This is a genomic window from Deferrisoma camini S3R1, assembly GCF_000526155.1.
GTDB lineage: Bacteria > Desulfobacterota > Deferrisomatia > Deferrisomatales > Deferrisomataceae > Deferrisoma > Deferrisoma camini.
Genome location: NZ_JAFN01000001.1, coordinates 422,094 through 445,757, shown reverse-complemented (window position 1 = coordinate 445,757; position 23,664 = coordinate 422,094). Strand labels below are relative to the sequence as shown.

Below are 23,664 nucleotides of genomic sequence, written 5' to 3'. Positions count from 1 at the left end.
ATGTCGGTGAAAGCGATCGCTCTGCTCTCGGGCGGGCTCGACTCGACCCTGGCCGTGAAGATGATGCTGGACCAGGGCATCGAGGTCGTAGCCCTCAACTTCATGACCCCCTTCTGCAACTGCACGGCCAAGACGAGCTCGTGTAAGCACGAGGCCCTGCGGGTGGCCCGGGAGTTCGGGATCCCGATCCGGGTGCGGTACAAGGGCATGGAGTACCTGAAGATCGTGGAGAACCCCAAGCACGGGTACGGGCGGGGACTGAACCCCTGCATCGACTGCCGGATCTTCATGCACCGGGAAGCCCGGGAGCTCATGGAGGAGGAGGGGGCGCGGTTCCTCGTGACCGGCGAGGTGTTGGGGCAGCGCCCCATGAGCCAGCGCCGCCCGATCCTGAAGCTGATCGAGCGCGAGAGCGGCACCGAGGGCCTGGTGCTGCGCCCCCTTTCGGCACACCATTTCGAGCCCACGATCCCCGAGAAGGAGGGTTGGGTCGACCGGGAGAAGCTCCTGGCCATCCGGGGCCGGTCCCGCAAGGAGCAGATCCGCCTGGCGGCCGATCTGGGCGTGACGGACTACCCGTGCCCGGCAGGGGGGTGCCTGCTCACCGACCCGGACTTCGCCGCCAAGCTCAAGGACCTGTTCGAGCACAAGCCCGACTACGACCTGGCCGACGTGCGGCTCCTGCGCACCGGTCGGCACTTCCGGATCCGGCCGGGGCTCAAGGTGGTGGTGGGCCGGAACCAGGGGGAGAACGAGGGGCTGGAACGGGGGGCGCGGGACGAAGACGTGCTCGTGCGCGGCGACGACTTCAAGGGGCCGTACGCTTTGCTTCGGGAGGCCCCCACCCCGGAGGATCTCCAGACCGTGGGACGGATCCTCCTGCGTTACGCCCACCGGGACCGCGGGACCATCAGGGCCCAGAGGGGGGAGCAGGTGGACACCCTCGCGGTGGAAGGACCGCTGGCCGACCCCGAGCTGCTGGAGCTGCGGATCGGCCACCACCCGCAGGCGAGCGGCAAGGCCTGCAGCGCGGGGGCGGGCTGAGGGTCGGCCCGCCCCCCCCTTTCCTTCGGCCTCGGGGGGTCAGTCCTCCTCGGGCTCGATGAACCCCTTCTCCTCCAGATAGAGGATGTGCTCGTCGAGCACCTCCTCGATGGTGGCGGGCTCGGCGCCGGTCAACCGGGCGGCGAAGGTGACCAACCGGTCCTCCAGGTCCTCGATGCCGTCCAGGTCGCTGCCCGCCGGGGGCACCAGGTCCGCGTGGGCCTGCTGCAGCTTTCGCACCTCGTCCATGAACTCCTGGCCCTCGTCGTCGTCCGGGATCTCGTACACCCCCAGGGCGCAGTGGAACAGGAAGTCGGCCTCCAGGATCTCCTCCACCGCCTCCACTGCCAGACCGGTTCGCTCGGCGACCTCCCGGGCGGCCTCCTCCACGTCGTAGAGCATCACTTCCTCGGTCATCTCACGTCCTTCCGGCCGGCTCCCCGGCCCACATTCCACCGGTGGGGTACGGATAGTACTTCGGTCGTCGGTCTTCGGTCGTTGGTCGTCGGTCGCTGGTCGAAAGGCGATGACCCGCGGGACGACATCGATCTCCAGCCTACCAGCCCCCCGACTACGCGCAAGATTCCAGCACCCCGCGGCACAGGTCCCGATAGAACCGGGCCGCCTCCACGACCTGGCCCCACCGGACCCGCTCCTCCTCGGCGTGGGCGAACTCCAGGCTGCCGGGCCCCAGGACGAACGTGGGCACCCCGCACCGGTGGAACCGGTTGGCGTCGCTGTGGCTCCGGAACACCCCCACCGCCTCGCCCCCCACCCGGCGAAACACCCCCACCAAGGGGTCGTCTGCCGGCAGGGAGTAGCCGGGGTCCTCGGTCTCGAAATCCACCCGCAGGCCGTCCGTGCCGGCCAGGGCCCGCAGCACGGCGGCCCGCACCCGCCCCAGGTCCACGCCGGGCGGCACGTGGATGTCGGCCCACGCCACCGCCCGGGCCGGCACGGCGAATCCCGGGTTGGCCGTTTCGAGATGCCGGATGTTCAGGACGGGAGCGTCGGCCCCGGCCCCCGAGAACTCGGAGGCCCCCATGAGGGCGGTCAAGCCGGTCAGAAGCCGTTCGGCCGCGTTGCGGCCCCGCTCGGGCACGCTGGCGTGGGCCCGTCGGCCCTCGGCCGAGATTTCCACCTCCAGGTACCCGTAGTGTCCGGTGCAAAGGGCCAGATCGGTGGGCTCCCCCACCACCGCCCGACCCGGCCGGAACTCGCCCAGGAACGCAGCGGCGCCGTCTCCGTCCTCCTCCTCGCCCACCACCAGGGCCACACCCACCTTCCGGCCCTGGCCCTGGGCACGCAGGCACAGGTACGCCTCCAGGATGGCGGCGCACCCCCCCTTCATGTCGGCCGTGCCCAGCCCGCCGATCCAGCCCCCGCCGAGATCCCGGGGGCCGTAGTCCTCCAGGTCCCACGCGTCCACCGTGTCCACGTGCCCCACCAGCACCACGGCGGCTTCCGGATCGCCCAGGAGCAGGTTGTACCGGTCCTCGTCCACCGGCTGCACCCCGTAGGGGCAGCCCTGCTCGGACAGGAACTCCTCGAGGTACGCCAGGGCCGCCTCCTCCTTTCCGGAGGGGCTGTAGATCTCCACCAACGACCAGAACAGCTCCCGCAGCCGCTCCTCCCGGATCTCACCGGATTCCATGGCTCCTTCGCCTTTTGCGCTGCTCCCGCAGCTCGTCGAGGTTCATGCTCAGGAACACGTGCGGCCGGGGCTGCTCAAACCCCAGCGACTCGAAGAACCGCAGCGCTGCGTCGTTGTTGGCGTCGGTGTCGACCATGAGGATCCGCACCCCGTGGTCGGCCATGCGCTCGGCCAACCGCTGCACCAGCCTCTCCCCCACCCTGCCCTTCTGGTAGCTGGGGTCCACCGCCATCCAGACCAGGTACCCGTACGTCCAGGCCGACCGGGGCTTCGACACCGTGGTGCCCATGGCGAACCCGGCCATCGTCCCGGTCCTGCGGTCCTCGGCCACGAGACACAGGTCGGACTCGGTGTGGAACAGCCCGGTGACCTCGTACTCGTCCCAGGTGCGGTAGAGGTTCGGCACCTCGGCCGTGAACACCCTCTCCCCCAGGTGGTACACGGCGGCCAGGTCGTCGATCTCCATCTCCCGGATCTCGATGGAGGGCCTCGGCTCCCTCCCCTCAGCCTTTGCCATGGCTCACATCCCGAAGAACTCTTTCATCACGGCCTGGGCCACGTAGGTCCCCTTGATGTGCCAGAGCTCCTGGTTCACCACCAGGCTCGCCACCGCGATCTGCGGCCGGTCGACCGGGGCGAACCCGATGAACCACTCGTACTTGCCCGGGGGGTCGTCGCCGGTGAGGCTGCCGGTCTTGCCCGCCACGCCCACCTCCCTGCGGAGCCGCCGGGCGTAGCGGTAGAACACCTTGGCCGAGGTGCCCCGGGTCACGGTCCGACGCATCATCCGGGCCACCTCGCGGGCCACCGCCTGGGGCGCCGCCCGGCGCCAGGGCGCCGGCGAGGCCCGGTACACCACCTCGCCCCCGGCGTCCTCGATCCGGTCCACCACGTACGGCCGCATCATCACCCCCCCGTTGCCCACGGCGGCCGCGATCAGGGCCGCGTGCACCGGGCTCAGGTAGACCTCGCCGAACCCCGCCGCGGTTCGGGCCAGGGGGTAGCGATCCTCGGGCACCGTGGCGCGGCTGGGCTGGAGCGGAAAGTCGAAGGGGATCTCCCGGTTGAAGCCGAACGCCTCCAGGGCCTTCTGGAGCCGCCGGCTCCCCACCACGTCGGCGCCCACCTTTCCGAACACCACGTTGTTCGACAGGGCCAGGGCCTCGGCCAGGGTGTGCACGTTGTTCTCCCTCCACCGGTTGGAGGGCGAGATCTTGCGCGGATAGAGCCGGTACGGGCTCCCCTCGAACCGGACCCGGGTCGTCGGCGAGACCTTTCCGGTCTCCAGGGCCGCGCAGGCGGTGATCACCTTGATCAGGCTCGCCGCCGGGTACGTGGCCCGGCGGCAAAAGTCGTTGAGACCGGGCTCCTGGCGGGAGTACTCGGCCAGGGCCAGGATGCGGCCGGTTGCGGGGTCCACGGCCACGAACGCGCCGTAGGGCACCCGGTACCTCTGGAACACGGCCAGGGCCTCCTCCTGGAGCTCCCGTTCCAGGGTGTACACCACCCGGTGGCCGGCCACCCACTGCTCGTACACCCCCTCGCCCTCGTCCCAGCGGGGGGAGGGCCAGGAGATCCGGCACAGCACGTCGCGGCACGTCGAGACCACCGGAGGCGGCTCGGGCCGGGGGCTCGGGCCGGGGGTCTCGAAGCGCGGGGCCAGCCACATCCCCCCCAGGCCGGCCAGCACGATCCCCGCGAACGCCGCGGCCGCCCACCTACGCTTGCGGCGGCGACGCTGGCGGGCGTGCCGCTCCAGATCGGACCACCAGTCCATCTCAGAACCCGTTGATCCGGTCGATCATCTTCCGGAGCAGGCCGAAGTCCCGCTTCACGAAATCCACGACCAGGCGGGGAAGGTGGTGGATCTCGGGCTCGTCCGCCTCCTGGGGCAGGGCCCCCGAGGGGGTGATCGTGCCACCCGGCGTCAGAATCTCGGCGAACTCCCGGGTCAGCCGCTCCACCGCTCCGGCCGGCAGCGGCTCGGTCAGCCGCAGCACCAGCCGGCCGTTCACGTACCGAAGGCTGTGGTACCGGCGATAGAACCTCTGGATGATCCCCAGGGCGTCCTCCACGGATCCCGCCCGCTGGAACAGAAGGAGGTCGCTGGGGCTGATGTACCCGTCGCCCAGGAGCTCCCGCTCGAAGAACCGGATCCAGCGGTCCCAGTAGGTACCCCCCGGCTCGTCGATCAGGACCAGGGGGATGGGCGGCTGTTTGCCGGTCTGCACCAGGGTGAGGGTCTCCATGGCCTCGTCCAGGGTGCCGAACCCTCCGGGGAACAGGGCGACCGCATGGGCCTCCTTGAGGAACGCCACCTTCCGGTTGAAGAAGTAGTGGTAGGTGATCAGGCGGGGGGTCTTCTCGATGACCGGGTTCGGCCGCTGCTCGAACGGAAGCCGGATGTTCACGCCGAACGACATCTCCGGTCCGGCCCCCTCGTGGGCCGCCTGCATGATTCCCGGCCCACCGCCCGTGATCACCATGTAGCCCGCCCGGGCCAAGGCCCGGCCGAACTCACGCGCCATCGCGTAGATGGGCTCCTGGGGCCTCGTGCGGGCCGACCCGAACACCGTCACCTTGCGCACCCCCCGGTACGGGCCGAACACCTTCGAGGTGAACCGCATCTCCTTGAGACTGATGTTCATGAGGCGCAGATCTCCCCGGTCCGAGGTCTCCTGCCCCGCCTTCAGGGCGGCCAGGATCATCTCCCTCACGAGGTCCGGGTGATGCACGGGGCCCACCAGGTCGATCAGACGGTCGATGGCGTCGTCCACCGGCCCGTTGGTCCGAGAGAAGCGAAGGGGTTGCGGCATGGTTTTCCGGGGATGCGGTCGGGGAGTGGTCAATGGAGGGTGCGGTCCGAGCTCCCCCGGCGGGGGGCGGCGCGGCCCAGGGTGGAACGGTACAACCGCCGCACCTGGTACCGGGCGGTGAGCCGGCGCACCCCCACCGTGACCACCACGGCCACGGCGATGACGGTCGGCCCGAAGAACGCCGACCCGATGCTGGCCGGATGCCAGGCGGCCACGACGAGCAACTCGAGCAGGAGGACCACCAGGAACACGGCGAACACGAACCGGGGTCCGCCCCCGAACCCGGATCGGGGCTGCCCCCGCTTGCGAAAGTCCACGTACACCACCTTGCCCGCCATGTCGCCGTTCCGTTCCCCGGGAGCCGGGGGGGGTCGCCCGGGCGGCGTTCGCCCGGGGGTCGCAACCCATGCTAGCATGCTGTCGGGCACATCGCCAGGCGGCTTCCGCCCGCAGCCGGGAGCCGCCCCCCTTCGGAGGACCCGCGAAACCCATGCCCCGCGCGGAACTCGTCTGTATCGGTTCGGAACTCCTCCTGGGCCGCTGGGTCGACACCAACGGCCCCTGGCTCGCCCGCGCCCTGGCCCCCCTGGGGGTGAGGGTGGCCCGCAAATGGGTGGTGGACGACGACGAGGCAGCCATTGCCGAGGCCGTGGTCCGGGCCGCCGACGCCGGCGACCTGGTCCTTTTGAGCGGGGGGCTCGGCCCCACCGAGGACGACCGCACCCGGGCCGGGGTGGCCCGGGCCGCCGGCGTGCCCCTGGAGCTGCGGCCCGAGCTGCTGGAGGAGGTCCGCCGGGTCTTCGAGCGGCTGGGTAGCGAGATGCCCCCTTCCAACCGGGTCCAAGCCGAGATCCCGGCAGGGGCCGAGCCGATCCCCAACCCATGGGGCACGGCGCCGGGATTCGCCTTGGTGCTCCGCGGGGCCTGGGTCGTGGCCCTGCCGGGGGTGCCCAGGGAGCTCAAGAACCTGTTCCGGTCCTGGGTCCTTCCCCGGCTGCGGGAGCGCCTGGGCCTGGGCGCGGCCACCACGCGGGTGCTTCGGCTGTCGGGGCTGGGGGAGAGCGCCGTGGGCGAGCGTCTCCGGGACCTCATGGCCGGCTCGTCGCCCGCCCAGGTCGCGCTGCTCTCCTCGCCGGGGGAGGTGCGGGTGGTGCTGACCGCCCGGGGGGCGACCGAGCACGAGGCAGCGGAGCGCCTGGCCCGGGTGGAGACCGAGGTCCGAGCCCGGTTGGCCAAGTTCGTGTTCGGCGCGGACGACGAGACCCACCCGGTCGTGGCCCTGCGGGCCGCGCAGGCCGCCGGATGGACCCTGGCCGTGGCCGAGGGGTTCTCGGCCGGCACCCTGGCGTCGTGGCTCCGCGGAACCGGCGCCCCAGCCTTCCGGGGCGGCATGGTGCTCGGGCCCGGCCGGATCCGGGCCGCCGGCCCGACCCCCGAGGCGCGCTGTCTCGCCGTGGCCCGGCGGGCCGCCCGGTGGTTCCGGGCCGACGTGGGGGTGTGCGTGGCCCGGGAGGACGAGCTCGTCCCGGCCGCGGCCGCCGACCGGGTCTGGATCGGGGTGACCGCCCCCCCTGGGGCGCGGGTTCGGTCGCTGCCGGTCCTCCGGGGCGACGCCTTCGACGCCCAGCGGGCCTGCCACCAAGCCCTGTTCCACGTGCGGCGCCTGGCGGCCGGCGTTTGACCCGGAAAACCCCGCTGTGCTACCTAAGGGCGCCTTTCGCCAGCCTACCCATCGGAGGTGAGGCTCCTTGTCCCTTGACCCCGGTTCTTCCCCGGCGCCGTCGGCCCTGCTCGGCGTGGAGGCGTGCGCCCGGGGCGTGCTCGAAGCCGGCGCCCGACTGGCCACCGGCTACCCCGGCACCCCCGCCACCCCGGCCATCGAGTACCTGCTGGCCCAGGCCACGGAACAGCTGACGGTGGAGTGGGCGGTCAACGAGAAGGTGGCCCTGGAGGTGGCGGCCGGCCACAGCTGGGCCGGTCTTCGCAGCTTCGTGGCCATGAAGATGTCGGGGCTCAACGTGGCCTCCGACACCCTGCTCTCGGTCGCCACGTCCGGCACCGTGGGGGGTCTGGTCGTGTACGTGGGCGACGATCCCGGGGCCTACTACGGCATGGTGGAGCAGGACAGCCGGCTCTACGCCCGGTTGGCGTTCCTGCCCATGTTGGAGCCGGGAGACCCCGACGAGGCCCGCCGCATGGCCCGCCACGCGTTCGAGGTCTCCGAGACGGCCGGCACCCCGGTTCTGATCCGGGGCACCACCACCACGGCCTACACCTGGGGCCCGGTGACCCTCGAGCCCCCGGAACGGGGCCGCCGCACCCCCCGGGTCCCGTTCGACATCGACCGGTACACGAAGGCCGGCGCGGCCCGGTGCCGGCGTCAGCACCGGCAGGCCCTGGCCCGGATGGCCGAGGCCGCCAGGCTCCTGGACCCGTGGAACCAGGAGGTCCCGGGCCGTCGGGACGTGGGCGTGATCGCGCCGGCCTCGGTGTGGGGCTACGTGGCCGAGGCCGTGGAGAGGCTGCCCGAGGCCGAGCGGCCCCACCTGCTGCGGATCGCCGTGGTGCACCCCCTGCCCGAGGAGCGGATCCTGGGTCTTCTGAGCCGGTGCCGGCGGGTGCTGGTGGTGGAGGAGCTCGATCCCCTGATCGAGGAGCGGGTCCGGTCCTTGGCGGCCGAGTTGCCGCGCCCCCCCCGGATTCTCGGAAAGCGCCAAGGGCTCACGCCCGAGGTGGGCGACCTGGACCCGGACGTTGTGTCGGCCGCCCTGGACCACCTGCTGGACCGGGAGCCCCAGCGCCGCGCCCCCCCCCGGCCGGTGGACCCCCCGCCGGATCTGCCGCCCCGGCTTCTCACCTTCTGCCCGGGCTGCCCCCACCGCTCGGCCTACGTGGCGCTGGAGAGGGCCATCGCCCGGGCCGGGTACCGGAAGGACGACGTGATCGTCACCGGCGACATCGGCTGCACCATCCTGGGCATGAACCCGCCCCACAACCTGTGTCGGACCGAGGTGGCCATGGGCTCGAGCATCGCGGTGGCCGAAGGGTTCGTGCGGGCCGGCGTCGACGCGCCGGTGGTGGCCGTGATCGGGGACAGCACGTTCTTCCACGCGGGGATCCCGCCGCTGCTCAACGCGGCCAGCAAGAACGTGCGGCTCACCGTGCTGGTGCTCGACAACCACCACGCGGCCATGACCGGGTTCCAGCCCTCCCCCACCCAACACCGCCCCACCCCCGGAGCCCCTGCCCAGCCCCTGAGCATCGAGGAGCTCGCCCGGGCCGCCCGGGTGCGAAGGGTGCGCAAGACGTTGCCCTACTTCACCCGCCGGCTGTCGCGGGTGCTCGCCACGGCCCTGCGATCCCCCGGGGTGCAGGTGGTGGTGGCCGAGGCGCCGTGCGTGCGCCGGTCCACGGCCCGGGTGGTGATTCCGTATCAGGTGCGGTCCGACCGGTGCGTGGGCCCGGACCGGTGCCGGCCCTCGTGCCTCGAGGCGGTCAACTGCCCGGCCCTGGAGCTCGGCGACGGCTCGGCCGGGGTCCGCATCGACGCCGACCGGTGCCTGGGGTGCGGGCTGTGCGCCGAGGCGTGCCCCCACCGGGCGATCCGCCGGCGCATCCGGTCGAGGAGGCGGGTCCCGTGAACCTGGACGTGGTGGCCTGCGGAGTGGGGGGGCAGGGCGTGGTGACCCTGGGGCGGGTGGTGGGGGGGGCGGCCCTGCGCGAGGGGTACGACGTGCGCGTGCTGGGCCAGTCGGGCCTCAGCCAGGTGGGGGCCCCGGTCATGGTGCACCTGCGGATCGGGACCCCGGCCGGCCCCAGCCCCAAGGTCCCGCTGGGCGCGGCCCACGTGGTCATCGGCCTCGAACGGATGGAGGCCCTGAAGCTGGTCCCCTACCTCCGACCGGGCGGCACCGCCCTGCTGTCGGACGAGGCGGTCCGGCCCTACGAGGCCCGGTTTCGCCCCGAGGCGTACCCGGACCGGGAAACCGTGGAGACCGCGTTCTGCGGACAGCGGGTGCTCTGGATCCCGGCCCTGGAGCTCGCCCGCCGCCACGGCTCCCCGGCCTACGTGGGGGCCGTGATGGCCGGCGCCCTGGCCGCCGTGTCCAACGTGGTGGACCGGGACCAGCTGGTGCTGGCGCTCCGGGCCGAGCGGCCCCGGGAGGCGGACGAGGAGGTCGAGGCCTTTTTCGCCGGCTACGAGTTCCTGGCGGGGACCGGCGGCTGATACCAAGTCGCGTTCAAAGCCATTGGCCCCCTGAGCCCAGGGGGGGACCTGTCGGAGAGCCGGGTGCGGCTCCTTAGCTCGCCGCGCAGAGCCGCCGGCGTTCGAGCCACGAGATGGCTCGCATTCTCCGGAGTTGGAATGAAACCAACTCCCCCGTCCCGTGCCTGCGCGGCGGATCTCAATGCCCGGCTTCGCGCCCGGCCGGAGGCAGATCCCTTGCCCCGCGCCCCGAGGACTCTCGGTTTGCGGTATGAATCCGGTCGCCCCTCAGCGGGGGTCAAGCCGCGGCCCGGTCCTCGCCCCCCACCCCCAGCACCGCTTCCACGTCGATCCCGGCCTGAGCGGCCTCCAGGGTCGTGGCGATGGTCCGGGCGAACGGCTTCTCCCCTTCGGGATCCGGCTGGGTGAGGTCCGCGTCCACAGGCGGGGTGAACGGCTCCCCCGACGCCTTTCGCACCAGCCGAACCCAGGGCCGGATCAGCTCGGCGTGGTTCTGGCGGCACACCACCCCCACCTCCCCCGTGTCCAGACGCACCACCGATCCGATCGGGTAGATGCCCACGCACTGGATGAACTTCTGCACGAACACCGGGTAGAAGTCGGTTTTGGACCACTCGTAGATCTTCTGCAGGGCCTGGTGGCTCGGCATGCCCTTGTGGTAGACGCGGTCCGAGGTGATGGCGTCGTACACGTCCACGATGGCCGCGATCAGGCCGAACTTGCCGATGGCCATGCCCTCCACTCCTCGGGGGTAGCCCCGGCCGTTGAACCGCTCGTGGTGGTTCAGGGCCACGGCCGCGCTCTCGTTGGGCACGTTGCGGGTGTCCATCAGGATCTTGGCGCCGTGGAGCGTGTGGGTCTTCATCACGGCGAACTCCTCGTCGGTCAGCCGGCCCGGTTTGTTCAGGATCTGCTCGGGCACCCGCATCTTGCCCACGTCGTGCAGGATCGCCCCGACCCCCAGGCGCCGCAGCTCCTCCTTCACGATCCCCAGGTGCCGGCCCAGGGCCAGGGCCAGCACGCTCACGTTCACCGAGTGCTGAAACGTGTAGTCGTCGAAGCTCTTGAGCCGTGACAGGCTGGTGATGGCGTCGGGGTTGCGGAAGATCGAGTCCACCATCTTGTCCACGGTCTGGGCGGCCCGCTCGCCGTCGATGCTCCTGCCCATGCGGGCGTCGTGGAGCAGGTCCTTCACCAGCGCCTTGGCCTCGGCGTACACCACCTTGGCCCGCCGGACCTCCTCCTCGAAGGCCGCCTGTTCCTTGGAGAGCTGGACCGGGGGGCCCTCCGCCCCCTTGGCGGCCACCTCCTGCTCCATCCGCTGCCGGACCTCTGCGTCCGCCTCCTCCACCGACACGGCCCGGGAGCTGTCCTTCCCCTTGGCCGTGTTGATGTACACCTCCTGGATCCCGTGCTCCCGGATGAGGTCGATCTCCTTGGCGCTGCGGATCTTCTTCTTGTTGCTCATGAAGGGGTGGTCCATCCAGGGGACGTTGAAGTCCTCGATGAACATGCCCACTTCCAGGTCTTCCACCGCGATCTTCTTGATCATCGTCGACCCCTCGAACGCCGCTCGTCCCAAACCTCCCTTACGGATCGGCACGGCCCGCCGAGCCTTGAGGCGCGACTTGACACCCTGCCGGAAGGGCGGGTATCAAGCCCTTTCCCGCGCGGGAACCCGGCTCGCGGCCCGCTCGGCCCCTGCCGGGCGTTGGACCCGGCAACACGTTCAGGGAGGAGTACGGATGTCGCAGCCCAAGAAGGTGAACCTGGATCAGGCCGTCATCTGGGCCGTTGGATGCCTGGTGGTGGGTTTCGTGGTGGGCATCGTGTCGGGGTACTTCGTGGCTCACACCCCAGGGCCTAGACCCGCTCCGGTGACCCAGCCCGCCCCCGCCGTGGCCCCCCCCTCGTCCACCTTGGGGAGCCTGACCGTGGAGATCCGGGAGCTCAAGAACATCCTGAAGAACGACCCCACCAACCGCACCGCCTGGGTGCGGCTGGGGAACCTCTACTTCGACACCGACCAGTACATGGAGGCGATCGACGCCTACACCAAGGCCCTGGAACTCGACCCCAACGACCCCGACGTGATCACCGATCGGGGCATCATGTACCGACGGATCGGCGACTTCCAGAAGGCGGTGGAGGAGTTTCGCCGGGCCGCCGATCTGGACCCGTCCCACCTGAACAGCCTGCTGAACCTGGGGGTGGTGCTCCGGTACGACCTCAACGACCTCGAGGGCGCCATGAAGGCGTGGCAGCGCTACCTCGAGCGCAAGCCCCCGGCCGAGATGGCAGGGAAGATCCGGGCCGAGATCGAGGCGATCCGCAAGCAACTGCCGTAATAAGAAACCGGGCCGTCCCAAAGGGGACGGCCCGGTTTCCGAAAGGAGGAGGAAGAGAGGAGGCTGGGCGCTAGCCACCGGCCCTGGGTTCCAAGATCGGCCGCTTCCCTTCCCGGCTTTAGAAAAAAATTCGTCCCGGAAGCATTTTCTCGGCCGAGGCCCTCACCCCACTTCGGCGTTCCAAGCGATCTGCTCCCCTCGAAACACCGGCCCGTCCTTGCACACCCTCAGGTACCCCCCCCCGGCCGCGGGCACCACGCATCCCAGGCACGCCCCCACCCCGCAGGCCATGTGGGCCTCCAGGGAGACCTCGCAGCCCACCCCGTGCCGCGCACACAGATCCGCCACCGCCCGGAGCATGGGCATGGGGCCGCAGGCGTACACCCGGGCCGCCCCCCCCGCCTCCCGCAAGGCGTGCTCCAGCGGGGTGGTCACCAGGCCCGTTCGGCCGAGGCTCCCATCCTCGGTGACCAGCTCGCAGGGTACCGAGAGGCACGCGAAGTCCCCGTGGCACAGCAGGTCCCGGTCGGACCGGGCGCCCAGGACGAGCCGGGGCCGCACCCCGCGGTCCAGGAACGCCTCGGCCAGGAACAGGAGAGGGGCCACCCCCACACCCCCGCCCACAAGGACCGGGGCTTCGGCATCCAACGTGAACCCCCGGCCCAGGGGTCCCAGCACGTCCACCCGGTCCCCCACGTGGCGGCGGGCCAGCAGGGAGGTGCCCCGGCCCGCGACCCGGAACAGCACCTCGAACTCCCCTCCGGTCAGGGGGTCCATCCGATGGATGCTGAACGGCCGTCGCAACAGGGGGTCGATGCCCTCCCCCACCTGGAGCATCACGAACTGCCCGGGCTCGGCCCCGAACGGCTCGGCCGGCCGAAGCCGCAACCGGTAGTACTCCCCACCGAGGGCTTCCCGGTACACCACCCACGCCCGGTCGTCCATCCGGAACCTCCTGGAAAGCTGGAAGGCTAGCCCGCGTTATTCATGAAGCCTTCTGCTGCAACCGCCGATTGCACGCCATCTCGGGGCGTGCTCGCGCCTCGGGGCTCGACGTACCGTCCAGTACGCCTGCGCCCCTCGGCGCTGCGCTTGCCCCGATCTGACGCACACTCGACGGTTTCGCGACGAACGCTCATGAATAATGCGGGCTTCCGTTTCGCAAAAACGTATGCGGATTGCGTGGGTGGGGCTGGGGGCTCCGACGAAACGCGACGGCCGAGCAGCCCGGGCCGCCCGGCGCGAGCGGTGCGGCCGCGGCGCGTGCTCTCACGCGCCGCAGCGAACCGCGCCGAGGCGGCCCCTGCGAGGCCGTTCAGCGAAGGAGGGGCCCCCAGCCCCACTCCCTAGGAAAACCACGGGATTTCGGAAACGATACCCTAGGAGGCTAGAAGGCGCACCATCACCACCGCGTCCTCGCCGGTGTCCGGATAGTATCGGGGGCGCCGGCCCACCGGCTCGAACCCAAGGGACCGGTAGAACGCCTCGGCGCCGGCGTTGGAGGCGCGGACCTCCAGGAACGAGAACTCCACCCCCTCGGCCTTCAGCCGCTCGAGCATCGCCCGGGCCAGCCGGGTCCCGATGCCCCGGCGCCGCCACCCGGGCAGCACGGCCAGATCGAGCACGTGGCACAGCCCCCCCTGCACCGCGTACAGCACGTGCCCCACCAGGGAGCCGTCCGGCGCCTCGGCGCCCAGGGCCCGGCAGAACCGGCTGTGGAGCACCTCGTGCACCGTGCCGGGGTCCCAGGGGTGGGCAAAGCTCGCCGACTCCACCCGGAGCACCTCCATCCACCGGGCGGGGGGCACCTCCACGATCCGGACCGGCTCCTCATCGGCCACGGCCGGCCTCCCGAAGCTCGGCCAACCGCCTCCGCACCCACCGGCCGGCCGGGTCCGGCAACCCGGCGGCAAGTGCCGCCTCGTACCGCTGCCGGGCCCGGTCGAAGTCGCCGGCCTCGTCGGCCAGGGTGCCGAGCCGCAGCAGGGCCCTGGCCCGGTGGGGCCCGGGTCGGCCGGCCACGGCCTCCAACACCTCCGCGGCCCGGGCGTTCTTCCCTGTGCGTACGAGGGCCTCAGCCTCCCGCAGCTCGGCCGCGCCGGAAGGGTCGGCCCTGCGGGCCGCGGCCGACCACCTCAGCACCCCGGCCCAGTCCTCGGCCCGGAACGCCTCCACCTGGAGGGCCAGGGCCGCCCGGTCGCCCTCGGCCGTGGCTGGGTGCTCCGTGGCCAGCCGCTCGCGCAGGGCCCGGGCCTGCGCCCGGTCCCCGGCCTTCTCGAAGTGGGCGACGGCCCGTTCGAGCCAGCCGGGTGCCTGGTCCGCCGGGACCCGGGCCGCCACCTCCGCGGAAAACCGGCCGGCCCGCCCCTCGTCCCCGGCCGCCTCGGCGGCGGCCACGGCCAACAGCCACGGCTCCAGGTCCGTTGCCGTGGCCAGCAGGGGTTCGACCCTCTTCAGGGCTCCCCCGGCATCCCCCCGGTCCAGAAGGGTCCGGGCCGCAGAGAGCCGGGCCGCCGGCCCCAGGGGGCCGGCCGGATCGATCGCGTCCCACAGCCCCACCGCTTCCTCGGCCCGGCCCGCGGCCGCCGCCCGGCCGGCCAGGAACCACCGGGCCCGGTCCGCCTCCTGGCGGGACACGGCGTCGGCCGCCCCCAGAAGCGCCCGGGCGTGGGCCTCGGCCCGGCCCTCGTCCCCCAGCTTCGACGCCAGGGCGAACGCGGCCCGATGTAGATCGAGAGCGCGCCGGCCGGCCGCCCCGGCCGCGATCGCGCCCTCCAGGTGCGTGAGGGCAGCACCCAGGTCCCCCCGCGCCCGGGCCACGTCCGCGAGCACCAGCCGGGCCTCGACCGCCCGATCTCCCCGGGGCTCCAGCGCGAGGAACCGCTCCAAGGCCCCGGCCGCCGCCTCGGGCTCTCCGGCCTCGGCCAGGGCCCGGCCCTGCTCGTACAGGGCCTCGGCGCGGTCGGCCGGGTCCTCGGCCGACGCTGCCAGCCGGCCCCAGAAGAAGGCCCGGTCCTCGGGCGTAGACGCCGCGGCCGCGCCGGTCCGGGCGAGGCCCCGGAGGGCCTCCCGAGCGCCGGCAAGGGCGGGGTCCCCAAGGGCCTCCCGGGCGAAGGTCTCCACCGCCTTCGGGTCCCCCGCCTCCCGCGCGGCCTTCACCAGACCGAGCCACGCAGCGGCGCGCCGGGAGTCGTCCCGGGGGGCTGCGGACAGGAACGCCCGGTAGTGGGCCTGGGCCTCCTTCCACCGGCCCAGTGCGGCCGAGGATCGGGCCGCCAGGAGCCGGGCGTCGGCCACACGGTCCCCACCCGCCTTCAGATACCGGGCGAGGTGGGTCAGGGCCTCCTCGTCCCGGCCCTCGCGGACGGCGAGCCACCCCAGCCAGTACTCGGCCTCGGGCCGGCCCAGCCGGGCGAGCTCCTCCAGCGCGGCCCGGGCCCCCTCGGGGTTCCCCCGGGCCAGCTCCGCCCGGAACAAGAGATCCAGGATCTCGGCCCGGTCGGGGCTCGATGGCTCGGCCTCCAGGTAGGCTCGAAGCTCCTTGGCGGCCAGGTCGTGGAACCCGTCCCGATAGGCCTTGAGCCCCACCTCCAGGTGCTCGCGGGAGCCGGCGAACGCGCCACCCCACGCCCAAACGACCAGGCCCGCGATGAGCGCGACCCTCCCGAGCGTGCGGGCGGCCTGGAGACAACACCGGAGGACCTTGTCGCCGTGCTTGCTGCGGCCGGGCGAAGCCACCACCCCCCCGAACGCCGGGGGCCCCAGGAACCGCCCGATCCAATCCCCTCTCGTCACCGCCCCTCGGCCTCCTGGAGCACCACGAACCGGTTCCCGATGCCCTCGCGGATCCCCTCGGGGAGGTCCTCCCACCGCACCACGTCCACCTGGATCGGGAGATCCGACTCGGAAAAGGCGTCCCGCAGGGCTTCGAGCTCCTCGTCGGGAGCAGGCCCCACCACCGCGAGATCGAGGTCCGAGAACCTCCGGGCAGAGCCCTCCGCCCGCGACCCGAACACCCGCACCTCCCGTCCGGGCAGGTGGCGGGCCACCAGCCGCCGCACCTCCTCGATCTCTGCGGCGGGCAGGTCAATCATTGGCCTGCTCCAACCGGGCCAGGAGCGCCCGGGCGTCCCCCAGGAACGACCGGGCCACCGCGTACACCCGGGCCGCCTCGTCCTCGTTGTAGGTGTGGGATGTGAGATTCCGGGCCTCGGCGTACCGGAACCACGGTATCGGGTCGTCGATCAGGCCCCACCTGGCCGCCATGCGAAAGAGGTCCTTGCGGGTTCGGGGCCGGGCGGCCTCCTCGCTCTCGGCGTTCTGCCGCAACCACCGCTGCATGAACTTCCAGCAGAGCTCAAAGGTGAACTCGAAGTGCTGGATCGCTCCCGCCCGCAGGGCGTTTCTCGTAACGGGATCGAGCCCTGAGGTCACGGCCTCGTCTTCGCACCGGTCGAGCACATCCCCCAGGGCCCTCACCGCCTTGCGCAGACTCGTCAGATCCAGCGCCACGTGTTGACTCCCATGTAACTTCGGTCGTTGGTCGTCGGTCGGGGGCCTTCGGCCGTGTCAGGGGTCAGAATTCAGAAGGACAGTGGACAGGAGGAAGGCGTCGGATGACCCTAGAAGAAGTCCCCGAGAAAACCAGGCTGTTTTTCGGGATTTTCCTGTCCTCTGTCCGCTGAAATCTGGCTTCTGAAACCCATGCCCCGCCGCCGGCAATGTGCCCGCACCACCGAACGTTACCTTCCCCGGTGTAGGGTCCCGCAGGGTCTGACTGACGATGCCTCCCAGCCTTCTAGCCTTCTAGCCTTCCCGCCTTCCAGCCATAGTACTCCTGCAGCGGCTTCACGCGGAACTCGGCGCGCCGCAGGCTTCGGATGGCCGATACCGCGGCCCGGGCGCCCGCCACCGTGGTGAAGTAGGGCACGTTGTACTCCAGGGCGGCCCGCCGGATGTGAAACGAGTCCGCGATGGCCTTGGCCCCCTGGGTCGTGTTGATCAGCAGGTCGGCCTCGCCGTTCACGATCACGTCCACCACGTGGGGCCGGCCCTCCTGCACCTTCTTCACCACCTCGACCGGCAGCCCCTCGGCCTGGAGGAACGCTGCCGTGCCCCGGGTGGCGATCAGCCGGAACCCCTCCTCCACGAGGCGGCGGGCCACCTGGGCGGCGGCGGGCTTGTCGTCGTCCTTGACCGACACGAACACGGTCCCGGCCAGGGGCAGGGGGTTGCCCGCGGCCAGCTGGGCCTTCGCGAAGGCCATGCCGAAGTCCGTGTCGATGCCCATGACCTCGCCCGTGCTCTTCATCTCGGGCGAGAGGATCGTATCCACCCCCGGGAACTTGACGAAGGGGAACACCGCCTCCTTCACGCTCACGTGCCGCGGCACAGGCACCTGGGTCACGCCCAGCTCGTCCAGGGTCCGGCCGGCCATGACCCGGGCCGCGATCTTCGCCAGGGGCACGCCCGTGGCCTTGGACACGAACGGCACCGTGCGGCTCGCCCGGGGGTTCACCTCGAGCACGTAGATCGTTCCGTCCTGCACGGCGAACTGCACGTTCATGAGCCCCCGGACCTCCAGGGCCAGGGCCAGGGCCTCGGTCTGCCGCCGGATCTCCTCGACCAGGTCGGGGGCCAGGCTGTACGGGGGCAGGGAGCAGGCCGAGTCGCCCGAGTGCACGCCGGCCTCCTCGATGTGCTCCATGATGCCGGCCACCACCACCCGCCGGCCGTCGGCCACCGCGTCCACGTCGATCTCGATCGCGTCGTTGAGGAACTTGTCGATCAGGACCGGGTGCTCGGGGCTCGCCTCCACGGCCTCGGTCATGTACTGGCGCAGGCTCCTCTCGTCGTACACGATCTCCATGGCCCGGCCGCCCAGCACGTACGACGGCCGCACGACCACGGGGTACCCGATGGCCGCCGCCACGGCCTCGGCCTCCTCGGGGCTGCGGGCGATGCCGTTCTCGGGCTGCTTGAGCCCCAGGTCGTGCAGGAGCCGCTGGAACCGCTCCCGGTCCTCGGCCAGGTCGATCTTGTCCGGGCTGGTGCCGATGATCGGCACGCCCTCGGCCTCGAGGGCCCGGGCGAGCTTGAGCGGGGTCTGGCCCCCGAACTGCACGATCACCCCCTCGGGCCGCTCGGTGCGCACGATGTTCAGCACGTGCTCCAGGGTGAGGGGTTCGAAGTAGAGCCGATCGGCCGTGTCGTAGTCGGTGGACACGGTCTCCGGGTTGCAGTTGACCATGATGGTCTCGTACCCGTCCTCCCGGAGCGCCAGGACCCCGTGCACGCAGCAGTAGTCGAACTCGATGCCCTGGCCGATCCGGTTGGGGCCCCCGCCCAGGATCATGATCTTCCGGCGGTCGGTGGGCGCGGCCTCGCACTCGCTCTCGTAGGTGGAGTACAGGTAGGGGGTGTGGGCCTCGAACTCGGCCGCGCAGGTGTCCACCCGCTTGAACACGGCCCGGATGCCCGCCTCTTCCCGCCAGCGGCGCACCTCCGCCTCGCTCACCTCCAGCAGATCCCCCAGGCGCCGGTCCGTGAACCCCCACTCCTTGGCCTCGCGGAGCACCTCGTCGGGCAGCCGGCCCCGGCCGGCCGACTTGCGGAAGGTGGCCAGCTCCTCCTCGAACTCCACGATCTGCCTGAGGTTCTCCAGGAACCACGGGTCGATCTGGGTGAGCCGGTGGATCTCGTGGGCGTCCATGCCCCGGCGGTACGCCTCGGCCAGGTACCACAGCCGCTCCCAGTTGGGCACCCGCAGCCGGTCCGCGATCCGCTCCCGGATCTCCTCGTCCGTGAGCGACCCGGCGTCCTTGATGGGGGAGCGCAGGCCGTGGATGTCCTTCTCCAGGCTCGCCACGGCCTTCTGCAGGCTCTCCTTGAACGTGCGGCCGATGCTCATCACCTCGCCCACGCTCTTCATCTGGGTGGTCAGCGTGGCGTCGGCCCGGGGAAACTTCTCGAAGTCGAACCGGGGGATCTTGGTGACCACGTAGTCGATGGTGGGCTCGAACGAGGCCGGGGTCTCCCGGGTGATGTCGTTGGGGATCTCGTCCAGGGTGTACCCCACGGCGAGCTTGGCCGCGATCTTGGCGATGGGGAACCCGGTGGCCTTCGAGGCCAGGGCCGACGATCGGCTCACCCGGGGGTTCATCTCGATCACCACCATCCGGCCCGTGCGGGGATCCACGGCGAACTGGATGTTCGACCCCCCGGTGTCCACCCCGATCTCCCGGATCACGGCGATGGCCGCGTCGCGCATCACCTGATACTCCTTGTCCGAGAGGGTCTGGGCCGGGGCCACGGTGATCGAGTCGCCGGTGTGGACGCCCATGGGGTCCAGGTTCTCGATGGAGCAGATGATCACGACGTTGTCCTTGCCGTCGCGCATCACCTCGAGCTCGTACTCCTTCCAGCCCAGCACCGACTCCTCGATCAGCACCTCGTTGACCGGGCTCTGCTCGAGGCCCCACTTGATCATCTCCTCGAACTCCTCCCGGTTGTAGGCGATGCCCCCGCCGGCGCCGCCCAGGGTGAACGAGGGCCGCAGGATCGCGGGGAACCCGATCTCGTCCACGATGCGCTGGGCCTCGGCCAGGCTGTGGGCGTATCCGGACCGGGGCAGGTCCAGGCCGATGCGCTCCATGGCCTCCTTGAACCGGGCCCGATCCTCGGCCTTCTCGATGGCCGGGAGCTTGGCGCCGATCATCTCGACCCCGTACCGGTCGAGGATGCCCATCTTGGCGCACTCCACCGCCACGTTGAGCGCCGTCTGCCCCCCCAGGGTGGGCAGGAGGGCCTGGGGCCGCTCGGCCTCCAGGATCCGCTCCACCGCCTCGACCGTCACCGGCTCCACATAGGTGCGGTGGGCCATCTCGGGGTCGGTCATGATGGTGGCGGGGTTGGAGTTGAGGAGCACCACCCGGTACCCCTCCTCCCGCAGGGCCTTGCAGGCCTGGCTGCCGGAGTAGTCGAACTCGCAGGCCTGGCCGATCACGATCGGCCCGGCGCCGATGATCAGAATGGTCTCGATGTCGGTGCGTTTGGGCATGTCAGAATCCAGGAATCAGAATGCAGAAGACAGGAATTGGGGGACGAGGGTCTCGTGTCGGTGCCGGGGGTCCGCGGGCCGGGGGCCGGAGCGTGGGGACGCGCGTCACCCGTCACCCGTCACCCGTCACCGAACTTACCCCTTCTCCATCAGCTCCACGAACCGGCGGAACAGGTACTTGGCGTCGTGGGGGCCGGGGCTCGCCTCGGGGTGGTACTGCACGCTGAACACCGGGAACTCCCGGTGGCGGATCCCCTCGACCGTGCGGTCGTTGAGGTTCACGTGGGTCACCTCGATGGCGTCCGCGTGGGGGGAGCGCCGCAGGCTCTCCATGTCGACCACGAAGTTGTGGTTCTGGCTGGTGATCTCCACCTTCTCGGTGGCCAGGTCCTTGACGGGCTGGTTCGCGCCGTGGTGGCCGAACTTGAGCTTGTGGGTGGTGCCCCCCAGCGCCAGGCCGAGGATCTGGTTGCCCAGGCAGATGCCGAACAGCGGCACCTTGCCCAGGAGGCCCCGCACCGCCTCCACTGCGTAGGGCACCCCCTGGGGGTCGCCGGGGCCGTTGGAGAGGAACACCCCGTCGGGGCTGCGGGCCAGCACCTCTTCGGCCGAGGTCGAGGCGGGCACCACGGTCACGTCGCACCCCACCTCGGTCAGGAGCCGAAGGATGTTGTACTTGATCCCGAAGTCGAAGGCCACCACCCGGAACCGGCCCGGGGCGCGGGGTTTGCGGTACCCTTCCTCCACGGTCCAGTCCCCCTGGTCCCAGCGGTAGGGCTCGGAGCAGGTCACCTCGCGCACCAGGTCTCGGCCCTCGATGGGCGGGGCCGAGCGGGCCCGCTCCACGAGCTCGCCGGCGTCCAAAACCTCGGTGGAGATCGCGCCCATCATGGAGCCCCGTTCCCGGAGCCGCTTGGTCACGGCCCGAGTGTCCACCCCCTGGATGCCCACCACCCCCTCCTCGGCCAGGAACTCGCCCAGGCCCTTCCGTGCCCGCCAGTTGGACGGCACCTCCCAGGCCTCCTTGACGATGAACCCCTCCACGTGGATCCGGTAGGACTCGTAGTCCTCCTCGTTGATGCCGTAGTTGCCGATCTCCGGGTAGGTCATGGCCACGATCTGGCCCTTGTAGGAGGGGTCGCTCAGCACCTCCTGGTACCCGGTCATGCTCGTGTTGAACACCACCTCGCCCACGGTGGTCCCCTCGGCCCCGAAGGACCAGCCCGGGAACACGGTGCCGTCGGCCAGGGCCAAAAGCGCCTTCTTCATGTCGGAAGCCTCTCTGCGGTCTCGAGATTCTCGGCCAGGATCCGGCCGTTCCAATACACGGTGCGCCCGCCCACGATCGTGCCCACGGCCCGGCCCCGCAGGTCCATGCCCGCGAACGGGCAGTTGCGCGACTTCGAGAAGAACGCCGCCGGGTCCACGGTCCACCGAACCTCGGGATCCACCAAGGTGATGTCGGCCGGCCCGCCCGGGGCAAGGGTGCCGCCGGGAAGGCCCAGGGCCCGGGCCGGCCCCCACGTCAGGGCGGCCACGGCCCGCACCCGATCCAGCAGGCCGTGGTGCACCAGCCGCAGCGTGACCCCCAGGCTGGTCTCCAGCCCGATCACCCCGTTGGGCGCGGCCTCGAACTCCACCTCCTTCTCGTCCGGGGCGTGGGGGGCGTGATCCGTGGCCACCGCGTCCACCACGCCCCGGCGCAGGGCCTTCTGCACGGCCTCCACGTCGGCGATCTCCCTCAGGGGCGGGTTCATCTTGGCGTGGGTGTCGAAGGACCGCACCGCGTCCTCGGTCAGGGTGAAGTAGTGGGGCGCGGTCTCGCCGGTCACCGGCAGGCCCATGCGCTTGGCGTAGCGCAGCAGCTTCATGGACCCCCGGGTGGACAGGTGGGCCAGGTGGAGCCGGCCGCCGGTGCGGCGCGCCAGCAGCAGATCCCGGGCCACCTGGATCTCCTCGGCCTCGGCCGGCACGGCCGGCAGGCCCAGGTAGGCCGAGGCCAGGCCCTCGTTCATGGCCCCTCCCCGGGCCAGGTCCAGGTCCTCGCAGTGGCTCACCACCACCACGCCGAAGGCCGAGGCGTACTCCAGGGCCCGGCGCATCAGCAGGCTCGACGACACCGGGTGGCCGTCGTCCGTCACGGCCACGCACCCGGCCTCGGCCAGCTCCCCGATCTCGGCCAGGTCCTCGCCCCGCAGGCCCTTGGAGATCGCCCCCACCGGGTACACCCGGCACACGCCCCGCCGGCGGGCCTTCTCCAAGACGTACCGGGTCACCTCCGCGTTGTCGTTCACCGGCCGGGTGTTGGGCATGGCCGCCACCGCCGTGAACCCGCCGGCCGCGGCGGCGCGGGTGCCCGAGGCCACGTCCTCCTTGTACTCCTGGCCCGGCTCCCTGAGGTGCACGTGGATGTCGATCAGCCCCGGCAGCACCCACAGGCCCGAGGCGTCCACCACGGGTGCGGAACCCGGGTCGATCGAGGGCTCCACCGCCAGGATCTTTCCTTCGGCCACGGCCACGTCCCGGGGGGCATCCAGGCCCGAGGCCGGGTCGATCACGTGGCCGCCGCGGATCACGAAGTCCATTCCGACCTCCCGCCGCCCAACAGCAGGTACAGCACGGCCATGCGCACCGCCACCCCGTGCTCCACCTGTTCGAGGATCACCGACCGGGGGCCGTCGGCCAGCTCGGAGGTGATCTCCACCCCCCGGTTCATGGGCCCCGGGTGCATGACGATCGCGTCGGCCGCCGCCCCCTCGAGCACCCGCGAGTTCAGGCCGAACACCCGGGCGTACTCCCGGTCCGACGGGAACACGGCTCGGCCCAAGCGCTCCTTCTGGATGCGCAGGGCCATGACCACGTCGGCTCCGGCCACGGCCTCGGCCACCCGGGTGTAGGCCTCCACCCCCATCCGCTCCACCTGGGGCGGCAGCATGGTCGGCGGGCCGCACACCCGCACCCGGGCACCCAGCTTGGTGAGGGCGTGGATGTTGGACCGGGCCACCCGGCTGTTGGCGATGTCGCCCACGATCGTGACCGTGAGCCCCTCGATCCGGCCCTTGCGCCGACGGATCGTAAACAGGTCCAGCAGGGCCTGGGTCGGATGCTCGTGCCGGCCGTCGCCCGCGTTGATCACCGAGCACCCGAGCCGCCGGGCCACGAACTCGGCCGCGCCGGCCGCGCCGTGGCGGATCACCACCGCGTCGGGCACCATGGCCTCGATGTTCCTCACGGTGTCCAGCAGGGTCTCGCCCTTCTTCACCGAGCTGGTGGAGGCCGAGAAGTTCACGGTGTCGGCCGAGAGCCGCTTCTCCGCGATCTCGAACGAGAGCCGCGTGCGGGTGGACGGCTCGAAGAACCCGTTCACCACGGTCTTGCCCCGCAGCGCCGGCACCTTCTTCACCTCCCGGCGCGACACCTCCAGGAACCCCTCGGCCGTGTCGAGGATGTGCACGATCTCCTCGGGCGCCAGGGGCTCGATGGCCACCAGGTCCTTGCGCTGGAACTCCACCGGA

The 23,664-nt window shown here is 71.4% G+C and carries 21 protein-coding genes; 5 read left to right on the top strand and 16 right to left on the bottom strand.

What is annotated here, in order from left to right:
• Positions 1-1,044 carry a hypothetical protein gene (locus DEFCA_RS0101905; protein ID WP_025321361.1) on the top strand — a complete coding sequence of 348 codons (1,044 nt, stop codon included), beginning with the start codon at positions 1-3 and terminating at the stop codon, positions 1,042-1,044.
• 39 nt (positions 1,045-1,083) lie between these two features.
• Here the strand turns inward: DEFCA_RS0101905 and DEFCA_RS0101900 are convergent, their stop codons facing one another.
• The 6 genes from DEFCA_RS0101900 to DEFCA_RS0101875 all read right to left on the bottom strand — a co-directional run bounded on the left by DEFCA_RS0101900 (position 1,084) and on the right by DEFCA_RS0101875 (position 5,852).
• A complete protein-coding gene (locus tag DEFCA_RS0101900; protein WP_025321360.1) occupies positions 1,084-1,461 on the bottom strand; it encodes a hypothetical protein in 378 nt (125 codons plus the stop codon).
• Between the two features lie 154 nt (positions 1,462-1,615).
• Complete coding sequence (locus DEFCA_RS0101895) at positions 1,616-2,698, bottom strand: M20 family metallopeptidase (RefSeq protein WP_025321359.1); 1,083 nt, start codon at positions 2,696-2,698, stop codon at positions 1,616-1,618.
• A complete protein-coding gene (locus DEFCA_RS0101890) occupies positions 2,685-3,215 on the bottom strand; it encodes a GNAT family N-acetyltransferase (protein WP_025321358.1) in 531 nt (176 codons plus the stop codon). Before DEFCA_RS0101890 ends, DEFCA_RS0101895 begins: the two co-directional genes overlap by 14 nt.
• Before the next feature lie 3 nt (positions 3,216-3,218).
• Positions 3,219-4,475 (bottom strand): penicillin-binding transpeptidase domain-containing protein, encoded by a 1,257-nt coding sequence (locus DEFCA_RS0101885; RefSeq protein ID WP_025321357.1) that lies wholly within the window; start codon positions 4,473-4,475, stop codon positions 3,219-3,221.
• A 1-nt stretch (position 4,476) separates the two neighbouring features.
• Entirely contained in the window at positions 4,477-5,514 is a 1,038-nt protein-coding gene (locus tag DEFCA_RS0101880; protein WP_025321356.1) for an LOG family protein, read from the bottom strand.
• A gap of 29 nt (positions 5,515-5,543) precedes the next feature.
• Positions 5,544-5,852 (bottom strand): hypothetical protein, encoded by a 309-nt coding sequence (locus DEFCA_RS0101875; RefSeq protein ID WP_025321355.1) that lies wholly within the window; start codon positions 5,850-5,852, stop codon positions 5,544-5,546.
• Positions 5,853-6,004: 152 nt separating this feature from the next.
• On the opposite strand from DEFCA_RS0101875, the gene DEFCA_RS0101870 reads away from it, so the two are divergent.
• From DEFCA_RS0101870 to DEFCA_RS0101860, 3 genes are all read left to right on the top strand, one after another.
• Positions 6,005-7,195: a competence/damage-inducible protein A gene (locus DEFCA_RS0101870; RefSeq protein WP_025321354.1), complete on the top strand. Its 1,191-nt coding sequence runs from the start codon at positions 6,005-6,007 to the stop codon at positions 7,193-7,195.
• A 67-nt stretch (positions 7,196-7,262) separates the two neighbouring features.
• Positions 7,263-9,155, top strand: a complete 1,893-nt coding sequence (locus DEFCA_RS0101865; protein WP_025321353.1) for a thiamine pyrophosphate-dependent enzyme — start codon at positions 7,263-7,265, stop codon at positions 9,153-9,155.
• Positions 9,152-9,742: a 2-oxoacid:acceptor oxidoreductase family protein gene (locus tag DEFCA_RS0101860; protein ID WP_025321352.1), complete on the top strand. Its 591-nt coding sequence runs from the start codon at positions 9,152-9,154 to the stop codon at positions 9,740-9,742. The genes DEFCA_RS0101865 and DEFCA_RS0101860 overlap by 4 nt, the downstream gene beginning before the upstream one ends.
• A gap of 277 nt (positions 9,743-10,019) precedes the next feature.
• Here DEFCA_RS0101860 and DEFCA_RS0101855 read toward each other — a convergent pair whose 3' ends face one another.
• On the bottom strand, positions 10,020-11,294 hold the full coding sequence (locus DEFCA_RS0101855) for an HD-GYP domain-containing protein (protein ID WP_025321351.1): 1,275 nt from the start codon (positions 11,292-11,294) through the stop codon (positions 10,020-10,022).
• A gap of 193 nt (positions 11,295-11,487) precedes the next feature.
• Between DEFCA_RS0101855 and DEFCA_RS0101850 the strand changes: the two genes are divergently transcribed.
• Entirely contained in the window at positions 11,488-12,090 is a 603-nt protein-coding gene (locus DEFCA_RS0101850; protein ID WP_051463176.1) for a tetratricopeptide repeat protein, read from the top strand.
• 162 nt (positions 12,091-12,252) lie between these two features.
• On the opposite strand, the gene DEFCA_RS0101845 is transcribed toward DEFCA_RS0101850, so the two are convergent.
• The 9 genes from DEFCA_RS0101845 to DEFCA_RS0101805 form a co-directional block, all read right to left on the bottom strand.
• Positions 12,253-13,035: a dihydroorotate dehydrogenase electron transfer subunit gene (locus DEFCA_RS0101845; RefSeq protein ID WP_025321349.1), complete on the bottom strand. Its 783-nt coding sequence runs from the start codon at positions 13,033-13,035 to the stop codon at positions 12,253-12,255.
• Between the two features lie 434 nt (positions 13,036-13,469).
• Positions 13,470-13,931 carry a ribosomal protein S18-alanine N-acetyltransferase gene (gene rimI / locus DEFCA_RS0101840; protein ID WP_025321348.1) on the bottom strand — a complete coding sequence of 154 codons (462 nt, stop codon included), beginning with the start codon at positions 13,929-13,931 and terminating at the stop codon, positions 13,470-13,472.
• On the bottom strand, positions 13,921-15,885 hold the full coding sequence (locus DEFCA_RS0101835) for a tetratricopeptide repeat protein (protein ID WP_025321347.1): 1,965 nt from the start codon (positions 15,883-15,885) through the stop codon (positions 13,921-13,923). The genes rimI and DEFCA_RS0101835 overlap by 11 nt, the downstream gene beginning before the upstream one ends.
• Positions 15,882-16,184, bottom strand: a complete 303-nt coding sequence (locus DEFCA_RS0101830; RefSeq protein ID WP_025321346.1) for a nucleotidyltransferase family protein — start codon at positions 16,182-16,184, stop codon at positions 15,882-15,884. The genes DEFCA_RS0101835 and DEFCA_RS0101830 overlap by 4 nt, the downstream gene beginning before the upstream one ends.
• Positions 16,177-16,602 carry a nucleotidyltransferase substrate binding protein gene (locus DEFCA_RS0101825; protein WP_025321345.1) on the bottom strand — a complete coding sequence of 142 codons (426 nt, stop codon included), beginning with the start codon at positions 16,600-16,602 and terminating at the stop codon, positions 16,177-16,179. Before DEFCA_RS0101825 ends, DEFCA_RS0101830 begins: the two co-directional genes overlap by 8 nt.
• A gap of 286 nt (positions 16,603-16,888) precedes the next feature.
• Positions 16,889-20,149, bottom strand: coding sequence for a carbamoyl-phosphate synthase large subunit (gene carB / locus DEFCA_RS0101820; protein ID WP_025321344.1), 3,261 nt, complete (start codon positions 20,147-20,149; stop codon positions 16,889-16,891).
• A 135-nt stretch (positions 20,150-20,284) separates the two neighbouring features.
• A complete protein-coding gene (gene carA, locus DEFCA_RS0101815) occupies positions 20,285-21,418 on the bottom strand; it encodes a glutamine-hydrolyzing carbamoyl-phosphate synthase small subunit (RefSeq protein WP_025321343.1) in 1,134 nt (377 codons plus the stop codon).
• Complete coding sequence (locus tag DEFCA_RS0101810) at positions 21,415-22,734, bottom strand: dihydroorotase (RefSeq protein ID WP_025321342.1); 1,320 nt, start codon at positions 22,732-22,734, stop codon at positions 21,415-21,417. Before DEFCA_RS0101810 ends, carA begins: the two co-directional genes overlap by 4 nt.
• The gene (locus tag DEFCA_RS0101805) at positions 22,722-23,660 is read right to left on the bottom strand and encodes an aspartate carbamoyltransferase catalytic subunit (protein WP_025321341.1); all 939 of its coding nucleotides are present in this window, start codon (positions 23,658-23,660) and stop codon (positions 22,722-22,724) included. Before DEFCA_RS0101805 ends, DEFCA_RS0101810 begins: the two co-directional genes overlap by 13 nt.
• Between the last annotated feature and the right edge of the window lie 4 nt (positions 23,661-23,664).

What these genes read in the sequence shown, in the direction of transcription:
- DEFCA_RS0101905 (WP_025321361.1), top strand. Translation starts at nt 1, where the DNA reads ATGTCGGTGAAAGCGATCGCTCTGCTCTCGGGCGGGCTCGACTCGACC.
- DEFCA_RS0101900 (WP_025321360.1), bottom strand. Translation starts at nt 1,461, where the DNA reads ATGACCGAGGAAGTGATGCTCTACGACGTGGAGGAGGCCGCCCGGGAG.
- DEFCA_RS0101895 (WP_025321359.1), bottom strand. Translation starts at nt 2,698, where the DNA reads ATGGAATCCGGTGAGATCCGGGAGGAGCGGCTGCGGGAGCTGTTCTGG.
- DEFCA_RS0101890 (WP_025321358.1), bottom strand. Translation starts at nt 3,215, where the DNA reads ATGGCAAAGGCTGAGGGGAGGGAGCCGAGGCCCTCCATCGAGATCCGG.
- DEFCA_RS0101885 (WP_025321357.1), bottom strand. Translation starts at nt 4,475, where the DNA reads ATGGACTGGTGGTCCGATCTGGAGCGGCACGCCCGCCAGCGTCGCCGC.
- DEFCA_RS0101880 (WP_025321356.1), bottom strand. Translation starts at nt 5,514, where the DNA reads ATGCCGCAACCCCTTCGCTTCTCTCGGACCAACGGGCCGGTGGACGAC.
- DEFCA_RS0101875 (WP_025321355.1), bottom strand. Translation starts at nt 5,852, where the DNA reads ATGGCGGGCAAGGTGGTGTACGTGGACTTTCGCAAGCGGGGGCAGCCC.
- DEFCA_RS0101870 (WP_025321354.1), top strand. Translation starts at nt 6,005, where the DNA reads ATGCCCCGCGCGGAACTCGTCTGTATCGGTTCGGAACTCCTCCTGGGC.
- DEFCA_RS0101855 (WP_025321351.1), bottom strand. Translation starts at nt 11,294, where the DNA reads ATGATCAAGAAGATCGCGGTGGAAGACCTGGAAGTGGGCATGTTCATC.
- DEFCA_RS0101850 (WP_051463176.1), top strand. Translation starts at nt 11,488, where the DNA reads ATGTCGCAGCCCAAGAAGGTGAACCTGGATCAGGCCGTCATCTGGGCC.
- DEFCA_RS0101845 (WP_025321349.1), bottom strand. Translation starts at nt 13,035, where the DNA reads ATGGACGACCGGGCGTGGGTGGTGTACCGGGAAGCCCTCGGTGGGGAG.
- DEFCA_RS0101830 (WP_025321346.1), bottom strand. Translation starts at nt 16,184, where the DNA reads ATGATTGACCTGCCCGCCGCAGAGATCGAGGAGGTGCGGCGGCTGGTG.
- carB (WP_025321344.1), bottom strand. Translation starts at nt 20,149, where the DNA reads ATGCCCAAACGCACCGACATCGAGACCATTCTGATCATCGGCGCCGGG.
- carA (WP_025321343.1), bottom strand. Translation starts at nt 21,418, where the DNA reads ATGAAGAAGGCGCTTTTGGCCCTGGCCGACGGCACCGTGTTCCCGGGC.
- DEFCA_RS0101810 (WP_025321342.1), bottom strand. Translation starts at nt 22,734, where the DNA reads ATGGACTTCGTGATCCGCGGCGGCCACGTGATCGACCCGGCCTCGGGC.